Source organism: Rhizobium sp. A22-96 (assembly GCF_053521805.1).
The window spans coordinates 346,213-359,068 of record NZ_JBNWDQ010000002.1 but is presented as its reverse complement, the minus strand read 5'-3'; the positions used below and the strand labels follow the sequence as shown (position 1 = coordinate 359,068).

The 12,856-nt window shown below is 58.9% G+C and carries 12 protein-coding genes; 10 read left to right on the top strand and 2 right to left on the bottom strand.

Annotated elements, in window-relative coordinates:
• The first annotated feature begins 32 nt into the window (after nucleotides 1-32).
• The 5 genes from lpxC (at nucleotide 33) to ligA (ending at nucleotide 7,517) form a co-directional block, all read left to right on the top strand.
• Entirely contained in the window at nucleotides 33-989 is a 957-nt protein-coding gene (gene lpxC / locus ACQZ6F_RS08215; protein WP_449092152.1) for a UDP-3-O-acyl-N-acetylglucosamine deacetylase, read from the top strand.
• A 284-nt stretch (nucleotides 990-1,273) separates the two neighbouring features.
• Nucleotides 1,274-2,143, top strand: a complete 870-nt coding sequence (locus tag ACQZ6F_RS08210; protein ID WP_205910640.1) for an outer membrane protein assembly factor BamD — start codon at nucleotides 1,274-1,276, stop codon at nucleotides 2,141-2,143.
• A 12-nt stretch (nucleotides 2,144-2,155) separates the two neighbouring features.
• The gene (gene recN / locus ACQZ6F_RS08205; RefSeq protein ID WP_449092153.1) at nucleotides 2,156-3,829 is read left to right on the top strand and encodes a DNA repair protein RecN; all 1,674 of its coding nucleotides are present in this window, start codon (nucleotides 2,156-2,158) and stop codon (nucleotides 3,827-3,829) included.
• A gap of 78 nt (nucleotides 3,830-3,907) precedes the next feature.
• A complete protein-coding gene (locus tag ACQZ6F_RS08200; protein ID WP_449092154.1) occupies nucleotides 3,908-5,170 on the top strand; it encodes a serine hydrolase domain-containing protein in 1,263 nt (420 codons plus the stop codon).
• A 193-nt stretch (nucleotides 5,171-5,363) separates the two neighbouring features.
• The gene (gene ligA, locus ACQZ6F_RS08195; RefSeq protein WP_449092155.1) at nucleotides 5,364-7,517 is read left to right on the top strand and encodes an NAD-dependent DNA ligase LigA; all 2,154 of its coding nucleotides are present in this window, start codon (nucleotides 5,364-5,366) and stop codon (nucleotides 7,515-7,517) included.
• 39 nt (nucleotides 7,518-7,556) lie between these two features.
• Here ligA and ACQZ6F_RS08190 read toward each other — a convergent pair whose 3' ends face one another.
• Nucleotides 7,557-8,093, bottom strand: coding sequence for a GNAT family N-acetyltransferase (locus tag ACQZ6F_RS08190; RefSeq protein WP_449092156.1), 537 nt, complete (start codon nucleotides 8,091-8,093; stop codon nucleotides 7,557-7,559).
• A 338-nt stretch (nucleotides 8,094-8,431) separates the two neighbouring features.
• Here ACQZ6F_RS08190 and ACQZ6F_RS08185 point away from each other — a divergent pair, with 338 nt between their 5' ends.
• From ACQZ6F_RS08185 to ACQZ6F_RS08175, 3 genes are all read left to right on the top strand, one after another.
• Nucleotides 8,432-8,758, top strand: a complete 327-nt coding sequence (locus ACQZ6F_RS08185) for an ArsR/SmtB family transcription factor (RefSeq protein WP_449092157.1) — start codon at nucleotides 8,432-8,434, stop codon at nucleotides 8,756-8,758.
• Between the two features lie 38 nt (nucleotides 8,759-8,796).
• A complete protein-coding gene (locus ACQZ6F_RS08180; RefSeq protein ID WP_449092158.1) occupies nucleotides 8,797-9,240 on the top strand; it encodes an SRPBCC family protein in 444 nt (147 codons plus the stop codon).
• 173 nt (nucleotides 9,241-9,413) lie between these two features.
• On the top strand, nucleotides 9,414-9,908 hold the full coding sequence (locus ACQZ6F_RS08175) for a CreA family protein (protein WP_267550157.1): 495 nt from the start codon (nucleotides 9,414-9,416) through the stop codon (nucleotides 9,906-9,908).
• Nucleotides 9,909-10,177: 269 nt separating this feature from the next.
• On the opposite strand, the gene ACQZ6F_RS08170 is transcribed toward ACQZ6F_RS08175, so the two are convergent.
• Entirely contained in the window at nucleotides 10,178-10,642 is a 465-nt protein-coding gene (locus ACQZ6F_RS08170) for a chemotaxis protein CheW (protein WP_068398452.1), read from the bottom strand.
• Nucleotides 10,643-11,090: 448 nt separating this feature from the next.
• Here ACQZ6F_RS08170 and ACQZ6F_RS08165 point away from each other — a divergent pair, with 448 nt between their 5' ends.
• Together ACQZ6F_RS08165 and ACQZ6F_RS08160 are read left to right on the top strand one after the other, a co-directional pair.
• Entirely contained in the window at nucleotides 11,091-11,693 is a 603-nt protein-coding gene (locus tag ACQZ6F_RS08165) for an SCO family protein (RefSeq protein WP_449092159.1), read from the top strand.
• An 8-nt stretch (nucleotides 11,694-11,701) separates the two neighbouring features.
• Nucleotides 11,702-12,850 carry an FAD-dependent oxidoreductase gene (locus ACQZ6F_RS08160; RefSeq protein ID WP_449092160.1) on the top strand — a complete coding sequence of 383 codons (1,149 nt, stop codon included), beginning with the start codon at nucleotides 11,702-11,704 and terminating at the stop codon, nucleotides 12,848-12,850.
• The last annotated feature ends 6 nt before the right edge of the window (nucleotides 12,851-12,856 follow it).

The following is a 12,856-nucleotide window of genomic DNA, read 5'->3' as shown; positions in this document are numbered from 1 at the left end:
GCCTGGATCAGATAGACGAAGGCAGAATTTATATGGCAATCGGATTGCTGGGTTTTCAGACCACCATTGCAAATCCCGTGACACTCTCAGGTATAGGCGTTCATTCCGGCGCCAATGTGTCGATCACCTTATATCCCGCAGAAGCTGGTACTGGTGTCGTTTTTCAGCGTCAGCATGACAATGGCGACGTGACGGAACTGCGCGCGGTTTCCTCGCAGGTTGGCAACACCGATCTCTGCACTGTCCTCGGCTTCTCGCCGCTGCGCTCGGTTGCGACGGTTGAGCATGTCATGGCGGCGATCTACGCGATGGGCCTCGATAACGTCGTTATCGAAGTCACCGGCGCTGAAATGCCGATCATGGACGGCAGCTCCTATCCGTTCATCGAAGCCATCGAGCAGGCCGGTATCGTGTCGCTCGGCGTCAAGCGCCGCTATATCAAGGTCATCAAGCCGGTTCGTATCGAGGCTGGCGGCTCCTGGTGCGAGTTTCGTCCGTATGACGGCACGCGATTCGAAATCGAGATCGATTTTGCATGCCCGCTCATCGGTCGGCAGAAGTGGGAAGGCGATCTGACCGCCGAGACCTTCAAGACTGAATTGTCGCGCGCTCGTACCTTCGGCTTCATGCGCGATGTCGAGCCGCTGTGGGCTTCGGGTCACGCGTTGGGTTCGTCGCTGGAAAATTCGGTCGTCATCTCTGACGACAACACCGTCATCAACGTCGAAGGCCTGCGTTATCCCAAGGACGAATTCGTTCGTCACAAGGCGCTGGACGCCGTTGGCGACCTGGCATTGGCCGGCGCACAGTTCATCGGTCACTACCGTTCGTATCGCGGTGGTCACCGTATGAATGCGAATGCCCTGAAGGCATTGCTCAGCGATGCGAGCGCCTATGATGTCGTCGAAACTGCGGCGCCGCGCCAGCGTGCTCACAGCCGCGATTTCGTTTCGGTCAATGCGCCGGAATTTGCGCCCTGGTCGGCGTGATCTTTTGGAACAGAGATAAAAAATTAGCCGCTCCGATGAGGAGCGGCTTTTTTTTGGCGAGAGATTCGCAAGGTTTATTTTTCGTCGGCGTGCAACATCGAAGTCAGGCCGTCCAACGAAAGAATTCATTGTCAAAACAGTGATTAAGCCTGCCGATATGCGGTCTTTGCCACAAAAATGCGTTAATGCATCATCAATGCGTTGCCCTGATGGTGTTTTTGCGGCTAGAAACGCCAGCGAGAGAATGCCGTCTCCGCAACGACGGCTAGTGGGACAGTGATCCGATGGGTTTTGCAAGGTCTGAAAGCATGAATGTCACAGCACGGGCTCTGCTCGTATCGCTTCTCCTCGCTGGTACCGGTGCGGTGGTGACGGGTTGTAACACCAAAAAGGATATCGACATCACCAAGCTGGGTGTCGAGACCGATCCGCCGGAATTGCTCTACAATCAGGGCCTTGCCAACATCAAGGCTGGCAACATGACGGAGGCGGGCAAGAAGTTCGACGCCATCAACCAGCAGCAGCCCTTCTCGGAATGGGCGCGCAAGGCGATGGTGATGAGCACCTTCGTGAAATACCGCACAGGTCGCTATGACGATGCCGTGCAGACGGGCAACAGCTATCTGAAGCAGTATCCGGGCTCCGAGGATGCCGATTACGTCCAGTATCTGGTCGGTTCGTCCTATGCCAAGCAGATCGTCGACGTCACGCAGGATCAGCGTGCTGCGGCGCAGACGATCGAGGCGATGACCAAGCTCGTCAACAACTATCCGAAGTCGCAATATGTCAGCGACGCGCAGGAAAAGATCCGCTTTGCCAAGGATCAGCTCGCCGGCAAGGAAATGCAGGTCGGACGCTACTATCTTGAGCGCAAGGACTATCTTGCAGCCATTTCGCGCTTCCGCATCGTCGTGGAGCAATATCCCACGACGAACCAGATTGAGGAAGCTCTGGCACGCCTGGTGGAAGCCTATTATGCGATGGGCATCGTTCCGGAAGCGCAGACGGCAGCTGCCGTTCTCGGCCACAACTATCCGGACAGCCGCTGGTATGCCGATTCCTACAAGCTGCTGAAGAAGGGTGGCGTGGAGCCGAGCGAGAACTCCGGTTCGTGGATTTCCAGAGCGGGCAAGAAACTTCTTCTTGGGACGTGAGATTGAGCGAAGATGCTGATCCAGCTTTCGATCCGCGATATCGTTCTGATCGAGCGGCTGGATCTTGCCTTCGAGTCCGGTCTCTCGGTTTTGACCGGCGAAACGGGTGCAGGCAAATCCATTCTGCTTGATAGTCTGTCGCTGGCCCTTGGCGGGCGCGGCGATGGCGGTCTCGTGCGCCATGGAGAAGATCGCGGCCAGGTGACTGCGGTCTTCGATGTGGGCACGCAGCATGCCGCCCGCAAACTCCTGCGTGACAATGGTATCGATGACGATGGCGACCTGATTTTTCGCCGCGTCCAGTCGGCCGACGGCCGCACCAAGGCCTTCGTCAATGATCAGGCACTGAGCGTGCAGCTCATGCGCCAGGTAGGCCAGCTCCTCGTCGAAATTCATGGGCAGCATGACGACCGCGCGCTGGTCGATACCGACGCGCATCGCATGCTGTTGGATGCCTTCGCGGGCCTTGCCGAGGAAACACAGGTCGTTGGCAGGCTTCACAAGGTCTGGCGCGATACCGAGCGGACGCTGAAGAAGCAGCGCGAGCAGGTGGAGAAGGCGGCGCGCGAGGCGGATTATCTGCGCGCTTCCGTCGAGGAGCTCGAGAAGCTCTCACCGCAGGATGGCGAAGAGGATGATCTGGCAGAACGCCGCGCGCGGATGATGAAGGCCGAGCGCATTGCCGGCGATATTGCCGAAGCCTCCGAGTTTCTGAACGGCAATGCGTCTCCCGTGCCGCATATCGCCTCGCTGGTGCGAAGGCTGGAGCGCAAGAGCCACGAGGCTCCGGGCCTGCTGGAAGACACCGTAGCGCTGCTTGATGCGGCGCTGGATCAGCTTTCCAATGCGCAGATGGAAGTCGAGGCCGCACTCCGCAAGACCGAATATGATCCGCGGGAGCTGGAGCGGGTCGAGGAACGTCTGTTCGGGCTGCGGGGAGCCTCGCGCAAATATTCCGTGCCGGTCAGCGAGCTTCCGGCATTGGCCGTGAGAATGATCTCCGATCTTGCCGATGTCGATGCCGGCGAGGAAAGGCTGGCGCGCCTGGATAGCGAGCTGGCTGTCGCCAAGGCGGACTACGATGCCGCCGCGCGCAGCCTGTCCGACAAGCGTCATCACGCTGGCGCGGCGCTTGCCGCCGCGGTCATGGCGGAATTGCCGGCACTGAAGCTTGAGCGGGCGCGTTTCATGGTGGAAATTACCAGCGATCCGGACGCCGGTACGGCTGACGGTATCGATGTGGTCGAATTCCACGTTCAAACCAACCCGGGCACGCGTCCGGGCCCTATCACCAAAGTCGCTTCCGGCGGTGAGCTGTCGCGTTTTCTGCTGGCGCTGAAGGTGGCGCTCGCCGATCGCGGGTCTGCGCCGACCCTGGTGTTCGACGAAATTGACACCGGTGTTGGCGGTGCGGTGGCCGATGCCATCGGCCAGCGGCTGAAGCGGCTCTCCGATCGTGTCCAGGTGCTTTCCGTTACCCATGCACCGCAGGTCGCGGCGCGCGCTGCAACCCATCTCCTGATCTCCAAAGGGCCAATCGCGGATGGCTCGGAAAAGATCTCGACGCGCGTTGCGACCATGGAGCCGAAGGATCGCACTGAAGAAATCGCCCGCATGCTTGCAGGCGCTTCGGTGACGGAAGAGGCGAGGGCGGCTGCAAAGCGGCTGCTGGCTGGCAACGGCTGATTGCCGGGATAATTCGTCAAATGCCTGTTACCGGGCTTTGCTAGACGACGTCGCATTTCTGTTGAGAAGGGTTTTTACGTGAGGCTTTGGGGCAGCATTGTCGCCATCTTTTTTGGAGCACTTTCCATTCAGGCAAGTGCTGCGCCTTTGCAGCCACAACCGAAAGCCGTTCCCGTCTTTTCTCAGACCGGGCCCGATGCTGCGGATTATGGCGAGAAGCTCGGTTATCCCGTCGGTCTGCCGTTCAAAGACCAGCCCCACATGGTCGGCAATTACACGCACGCGGACCGACTTTGGCCGACCCACACGGTAGCCGCCGCCGAACAGCCATCGACGCTATTGCGAGCACCGGCCGAGCTTTCGACCAGCTTTAAATTTGGTACCGAAACCACTTCGTTGATGAAGTATCTCGACACCAATCCAACGACTGGGCTGCTGATTGCGCATAACGACGTGATTCTGTTCGAACATTACCAATATGGCCGTACCGATCAGGACCGCTTTCTCTCCCAATCCATGGCAAAGACCTTGACCGGCATGCTCATTGGAATTGCGATTTCCGAGGGCGCCATTCATTCGATCGACGATACCGTGGAGACCTATGTACCGGAGCTGAAGGGCACGGAAATGGGCGTAACGCCGATTCGGGCGCTGCTCCATATGGCTTCCGGCATCGCTTTTACCGAAAGCTTCGGCACACCTCAGGATGCGGAAAAGCTTCGCAACTCATTGCTTGGCCCGGAACAGCTCAATCCGATTGCGGCTGTTACGAGGTTCAACAAGCGGGTTGCCGCTCCCAACACCGTTTGGCACTACAGCAATCTGGACACAGAGGGGTTGAGCCTGGTGCTGACCCACGCCACACACATGACGATGGCGGAGTATCTTCAATCCAAGATTTGGCAGCCGATGGGCGCGGAGGCGAGCGCGAATTGGCAGGTTGACAGCACTGGTCAGGAGGTCGGCTATTGCTGCTTCAGCGCGACGCTTCGCGATTATGCTCGTTTCGGCATGCTGCTCGCCCATGACGGCGCCTGGAACGGCCGACAGATCATACCGCGTCAGTGGCTGCTGGATGCCACACAGCCTGCGACGCAAGGTTCATTCCTCGCAGTCACCCAAGAAGCTCACCCCTGGGGTTACGGCTATCAAACCTGGCTGATGCCGGGTCCGCACCGAACATTTTTCATGGACGGCCTGGAAGGGCAGCGCATCCTCGTCGATCCGACGACGCATGTGGTGCTCGTCCACACCGCCGTACGTACGAAGATGCATGGAATAGGGAATGCCGAGTTGGTCGAGCTTTGGTCCAGCATATTGAAACAGTTTGCGAGCAACTGAGCGGTCTTTGCGGTCGGGGTGACAGGACGATCCTGTTGACGGTTTGCGGCGCGAAGTTGTGTCCCGGTGACCGGTGCCTGCGATCGAATTTCAAAGTTTTTCTCTTGGTATTTGCGCGCCCCGAGTGGAAAACCGCTTCGCACTTTTCCTCGAAGTGCTCTAAAACATCTTCAAAATCGGGGAGTGTCGATTCATGAGCACCGAACAGAAACCGGTCGAAGATCTGACCGAAGAGGAAGCGGCCGCTGCACTTGCCTATCTGGCTGCGGAGATCGCGCGCAATGACGCGCTTTATCATGCTAAGGACGCACCAGAGATTTCGGATGCCGCTTACGATGCGCTGAAGCGGCGCAACGATGCCATCGAGGCGCGGTTTCCGGAATTGATTCGCGCTGACAGCCCGTCGCGGCGTGTGGGCGCCGCACCATCGGAAACCTTCGCTCCCGTCGTCCATGCCCGGCCGATGCTGTCGCTCGACAATACGTTCTCACAGGAAGACGTCGAGGATTTCGTCGCGAGCGTCTATCGCTTTCTCGGCCGCTTGCCCGACAACTCGATTGCCTTTACCGCCGAGCCGAAGATTGACGGGCTGTCGATGTCCATTCGCTATGAGAATGGCCGGATGGTGAGTGCTGCAACGCGCGGCGATGGCACGACCGGCGAGAATGTTACCGCCAATATCAGAACCATCAAGGAAATCCCCCAGACCCTGCCAGCGGGCGCGCCTGATGTCGTCGAGGTGCGCGGTGAGGTCTACATGGCCAAGAGCGACTTTCTGGCGCTTAACGCCCAGATGGAGGCAGAGGGCAAGCAGACCTACGTCAACCCGCGCAACACCGCGGCGGGTTCGCTCCGGCAGCTCGATGCGAAGGTGACGGCAAGCCGCAAGTTGAAGTTCTTTGCTTATGCGTGGGGCGAGATGTCGGAAATGCCGGCCGATACGCAATTTGGCATGGTGCAGACTTTCAAGGCATGGGGTTTCCCGATCAATCCGCTGATGGAGCGGCTGAGTTCGGTCGCCGACATTCTCGGCCACTATCAGGAGATCGGCCTGCAGCGGCCCGATCTCGATTATGACATCGACGGTGTCGTCTATAAGGTCGACAGTCTGGAGCTGCAGGGCCGCCTCGGTTTCCGTTCGCGTTCACCGCGCTGGGCGACGGCGCACAAGTTCCCGGCGGAGCAGGCATTCACGCGGCTGGTCGGCATCGATATCCAGGTTGGGCGTACCGGAGCGTTGACGCCAGTGGCGCGGCTGGAGCCGATCACCGTCGGCGGTGTCGTCGTCACCAATGCGACGCTGCACAACGCCGATTATATCAAAGGTATCGGTAACAAGGGCGAGCCGATCCGCGATGGCCGCGATATCCGCGTCGGCGATATGGTGATCGTGCAGCGTGCCGGCGATGTCATTCCGCAGATCGTCGATGTCGTCATGGAGAAGCGCGAGCCGTCTAGCGCGTCTTACGAGTTTCCGAAGGTGTGCCCGGTCTGCGGCAGCCATGCGGTGCGCGATATCAACGAGAAGACCGGCAAGATCGACGCCGTGACCCGTTGCACCGGCGGCTTCATCTGCCGCGCGCAGGCGACGGAGCATCTCAAGCATTTCGTCTCGCGCAATGCCTATGACATCGAAGGGCTGGGTTCGAAGCAGATCGATTTCTTCTTCGAGAGCGAGGATCCGGCGCTGCAGATCAGGACCGCGCCTGATATCTTCACCCTCGAGCGGCGTCAGCAATCGTCGCTTGCCAAGCTGGAGAATATCGATGGCTTCGGCAAGGTCAGCGTCGGCAAGCTTTATGCGGCAATCAACGAGCGACGCCAGATTGCGCTCCACCGCTTCATCTTCGCACTTGGCATCCGCCATGTCGGCGAAACGACAGCCAAGCTGCTCGCACGTTCCTACGGCACTTATGGGGCTTTCGAGGCGGCGATGAAGGAGGCGGCCCCGCTGGCGGGTGATGCCTGGAGCGACCTCAACAATATCGAGGGCATCGGTGAGGTGGTGGCGCGCACGCTTGTCGAATTCTACAAGGAGCCCCGCAATACCGAGGTGATTGCAAGGCTTCTGGAGGAGGTTCAGCCTCAAGAGGCCGAACAACCGGTGACCTCTGGCAGCCCCGTCGCGGGCAAAACGGTGGTTTTCACCGGCTCGCTGGAAAAATTCACCCGCGATGAAGCCAAGGCCAAGGCGGAGAGCCTGGGCGCCAAGGTTTCGGGCTCGGTCTCGAAGAAGACTGACATCGTCGTGGCCGGACCGGGCGCGGGTTCGAAGCTCGACAAGGCGCAGGAATTCAATGTCCAGGTCATGACCGAGGACGAGTGGCTCGAGCTCATCGGCGGGTGAGGAGAACGGCGGTAGCGTAATCCGCCGCTCTCATATCGCTCAGAATCTCAGCCGCGCCATCGTGAACGCATCGACATATTCGCCGTTGCGGAAGGCAAAGGCGCGCAAGCGCCCTTCGGTCTCGAAACCGAACTTCTCGTAAAGGCCGATTGCTGGCGTGTTGTCGATATAGACGGTCAATTCCAGCCGCTTGAGCGCCAGCCAGTTGTCGGCGGCGTCGACGAGCGCGGCCATAAGTGCCGAGCCGATACCGCAGCCGGTGAAATCATCGTGCACGCCCATGCCGATCTGGCCGATATGAGCTCGCCGGCCGGAAAGCCGCCTCAGGTCGGCACTGCCGACCACTTGCCCATCCACTTCCGCAACAAGACGGGTTGCGTAGAGATCCTGCTTGTCCAGCCAGCGCCGCGTCTCCTCGACGCCTTGAAAGGGCAGGCGGAGTGTGCCGGCGCGGAAACCGGGGAGATTGGCGATGGCCGCGATTGCCTCGGCATCGGCCGGGTGGGTTGCGCGAATCGTCACCAGGCCGACCTTGGCGGGTCGTCGTTTGGCAGGTTCTTGCTCTTCGAAAGACATGTGCTCTCCTTGATGTGGGGGAGGAGAGCAAGGCGTTTTCAACCCTGCTCGCCTCGGCAGGGTTGAGATGGATCGCGGCTACTTCAACGCAACACGCCGTCCACTCGCCCTGCGAAGGGGGAGATGGTGTGAAGGTGCGTTACCATGGTGCGGTTTGCGATCATGGGTGGATGATCCAACGCGATGCGACCATTGTCAATCGCGCCTCTCCCAAATTGCGTCGACTGAGCGACCGCGCGCTGAGTGCGCAGGATTGTCGTTTCCCAGGATATTGCTTGACAGGCAACCATTTGGTTGCTTATAAACTCTATAATAGGCAACCAAATGGTTTCGTATCTGTGGATGATGATGATGCAGTCTTCAAGGCGCTGGCGGATGCCAGTCGGCGGCTGTTGCTCGACAGGCTCTTTGAGCGCAACGGGCAGACCCTGAACGCGCTCTGCGAGGACTTGGCGATGACGCGTCAGGCGGTCGCCAAGCATCTCGCCATTCTGGAAGAGGCCAAGCTGGTCTCCTCCGAGAAACAGGGACGGGAGAAGCTGCATTTCATCAACGCGGTTCCGATCAACGGCATTGCCGAGCGCTGGATCAACAAGTTCGAGCGCCGGCATCTCAATGCGCTTTCGGCGCTGAAGAAGGCGTTGGAAGACGAGGGTGGCCAATAATCGTCCCGCGAGCAATTATTGAAACAAGGAGAAATGACATGACCGGAAGCAAGTTCGTCTACGTCACCTTCATCCGCACCACTCCGGAAAAGCTCTGGTCGGCCCTGACCACACCCGAATTCATCAAGCAGTACTGGTTCGATATGGTCCATCACACCGAGTGGAGGGTCGGATCACCGTGGAAGATGCTTTTTCCGGATGGCAGGGTCGCGGATGCCGGCGAGATCGCGGAATTCGATCCGCCCAAACGCCTCGCTTTCAAATGGCGCAACGAATGGCGCCCGGATCTGAAGGACGAGGGCTGGTCTCGCTGTGTGATGGAACTGGAGCCGGCGGGCGAGACCGTGAAGCTGACCGTTCGTCACACGATCGAGGTCGAGAACTCGAAGTTCATCGACGCCGTATCAGGCGGTTGGCCAAAAATCCTGTCGAATCTCAAGTCGCTTCTGGAAACGGGAGCGGTGGCGATGAGCCAGAAATGAGGCGGGCACGCCGTGCCTCCGTTGCAGGCGTTGCCTAATCAAGGGTAATGCCTGCGATTTCGCGCATCAGGCAGGCAGTGTGGAGAAGAGCAAAGCTATCTTGCATCGCCCGTAGGCCATCCTACCTTAGCCAAGCCGCTTTCGCTCCCGGCGGCTTTATTGGAGGATGATCGATGCATTCAGCGAAGTTCTTTGCCGCGATTGCCGCGTCTTTTCTGGCAGTGGCGCCTGTTTCCGCGTCCGCCGAGGTTGTTGGCAAGGTTGGCGTGGACTGGACGGGCAATGATATTCTGGTCGATGCCGTGCCCGATCCGGGCGTTACGGGCGTCACCTGCCACGTCACCTATTTCGATCGCAGCGTCATAGACCGTTTGCGCAAGGGCAACTGGTTCGAAGATCCCTCCAACAATTCCATCGATTGCCGCCAGACCGGGCCGATCGAGATCGGCGATATCAATCTGTCGCAGAGCGGCGAGGAAGTGTTTCGCGCCGGGCTATCGCTCATCTGGAAGAAGCTGGTGGTGACGCGTATCTACGACAAGAAGAACGATACGCTGGTCTACCTCATTCACTCGCGCCAGTTGACGAACGGGTCGGCGAAGATGGCAATTTCGACGATACCCTTGTTCGGCCAAAATGTTAGCTGGAAAAACGGCAAGCCGAAGTAACGCTACCAGGATACCTCAACGGCAACCGAGGGAAGGGTAATACCAAAAAAAGTCTTACTCTTGAGTTGTCTAATTCCCTCTGGTTGCTTTCGGTTTGCACCTTTTTGATGCAATTTCGAAAGCGAACAGGGGAGTGAATCTCCCGCTTGTTCACGGCCTGCATGACTGGCGCGTTGGCTACACCCCTGCCAATGCTGGTCAGCTAGAAAATCGATCGCCCTGAAGCCGAGGCTCCAGGGCGATTTTCTTTTTGGGCTAATGCATTGAAATCAGGCGGCTTGTGCCAGCTGATCCGCAATGATCGTGTCGAGGTTGAGGAAGCAGACCATCGATTTTTCCAGCGCCACGATGCCGCGGCAGAAGGCGCGCTGCGCCTCCGGAATGATTTCCGGCGCCGGCTGCAGATCTTCGCTCTTGATGGTCATCATGTCTGAGACTTGCTCGACCAAGAGGCCGACAAGCTTGCCGGCGATATCGGTGACGATGATCGCCGAACGCTCGGAGGGCTCCGTCATCTTCATACCGAGGCGGCAGGCCATGTCGATGACAGGGATCACCGCACCGCGCAGGTTGATCAGGCCGAGCACGTAAGGCGGCGTGTGCGGCATCGGCGTTACCGGTGCCCAACCGCGGATTTCGCGGATGGCCATGATGTCGATGCAGAACTCCTGATCGCCGAGGTGGAAGGAGACGATTTCCAGATAGGCGCCGGATTGCTTGATGGCGTTCGTCATGAATGAGGACTTCCCGTTGGGCGCCGATGGCAAACGACGCTAGCGATTGAAAAGAGAGATCGGCTGGAGCGGCTTTGGCAGCGGCAGCGTCCGGTGCTCAAGCTGATAATGCTTGGCTGCTCCGGCGGGCGTCATGCCCTTCTGAAAATCGGTCTGCCGCGCGTTTCGGCGGCGGTCGAAGTCGTGTTCGACATTTGATGCAGATGTTCGCGCGGACAGGTTAGGATTACTTTAACACTGAAGCAGAATTCGCCTTGAGGGACTTGCGAAATCATAGTGGTAGAACAGTCAAGTTCTCTGGGGATCGAGCCGACTGCTGCGACGATTTCGGCCTGCCCGGAACATCTTCTTGAATTGCGTCCTCTACTTCGAGCCGTTACACCGGCTGGGAGACCGACCGTACCGCCTTTCAGGTGCCGTCGCCGGGGTTGGATGAGGAATGGCAGTCATGAGAAGTGTGCGGATTGGTGTCTGGGTAGTCGTGTTGATCATTGCCGGCGTATTGGGCTGGCTGAGTTTCGGGGGTAGCAAGGCGCCGCAGGTGGCTGCCGAGGGACCCTATGGCGTGCCCTTCACGCTGGTCTCGCAGAACGGCAAGTCGATCAACGAGCAGGCGTTTCGCGGCAAGCCTTCGGCGGTGTTCTTCGGCTACACGCATTGTCCCGATGTCTGTCCGACGACGCTGTTTGAGCTCAACAGCTGGCTGGAGAAGGTCGATCCCGATGGCACCAAGCTCAACGCCTATTTCGTGACTGTCGATCCGGAGCGCGATACGCCTGAGATCATGGACCAGTATGTGTCCAACGTCTCCAAGCGGATTACTGGCATTTCGGGCGATCCGGCCAAGGTGATGGACATGGTCAAGGGCTTCCGTGTCTATGCCAAGAAGGTGCCGACCGACGACAAGCAGCCCAACGGCGACTATACGATGGATCACACCGCTTCGGTCTTCCTGCTGGATTCGTCGGGCGGCTTTGCCGGAACCATCGCCTATGAGGAGGATCCCGACGTGGCGGTGAAGAAGCTGGAGAACCTCATCAAGAAGGGGTAGGGGCTTAGATGGGTGAGAGGATCGGCGGAGAGGCGACATTCAGATCCATTCTGATTGCCGGAGCAGGGCCTGTTGGTCTCACTGCAGCGCTCGAACTCGCCCGGCGCGGTTTCACCCCACGGATCATTGATGATGGTCCTGGCCCGACGCCGGTGGAAGAGAGCCGGGCTCTGGGTGTCAATGCCCGGACATTGACGCTGCTTTCCCCGTCCGGTGTCGCAGAGCACATCGTCGAAGCTGCCCAATCCATAGACTGCTTCCGTGTCCGCGCCGGTGAAAGAACTCTCTTCGAACTGGATGCAAGCCAGGTGAAGGGCCGGTTCAGCGCCATTCGCGGTCTGGCTCAGGGGCAGACGGAGCGTTTGCTTCTGGAGGCGCTGTCGACTTATGGCATTGTGCCGGAGTGGCAGACGGCGATCGTTGCGGGCGAAATAGCTGATTTCCAGAGGCCGGAGGTTACAGTTCGGCGGCCTGACGGCGCTATGGAAACGGTTCGGCCTGATATTCTGGTGGGTGCTGACGGCGCCCATTCCGTCGTTCGCAAGGCTCTCGGTGCGGGTTTCCCGGGTGAAGCGCTGGAGGCTTATTTCTATCTGGTTGATTTTCGCTATTCAGGTCAGATCGATACACATTTCGGCGAGGTTTCGATCTTCGATCCGGGCATGATCGGGCGCTTGCCGGTGGCATCGGATGTCATTCGCTATATCTCGACGCTGGAAGATTTCGAAAGCCGTATCGTTCATCCGGCCACCATTGCCGAAAGGCTGTGGGCTTCGCAGTTCCGCATTCATTTTCGTCACGTCGAGCCTATGGCCAAAGGCAATGTCTTTCTGGCCGGCGATGCGGCGCATATCCATTCGCCGGCCGGTGCGCGCGGTATGAATCTCGGTATCGAAGATGCCTGCTGGCTTGCCTGGCTCATTGCGGAAGGCCGCGAACAGGAGTATTCGGCGCTGAGAATTCCCGCCGTGAAGCAGGTGTTGAAGCAGACCTATGGCCTGACGCGGCTGATCACCATGACAAATCCGCTGGCGATCGCGATGCGCAATCTCATTGCACCGCTGGTCCTGCGCTTCGGCCCGGCCAGACGGGTTTTGCTTCGAAGCGTGGCTGGTTATGATACTCCAAAGCCGCCTTGGATCGATTGGGCCGAATAAGACAAG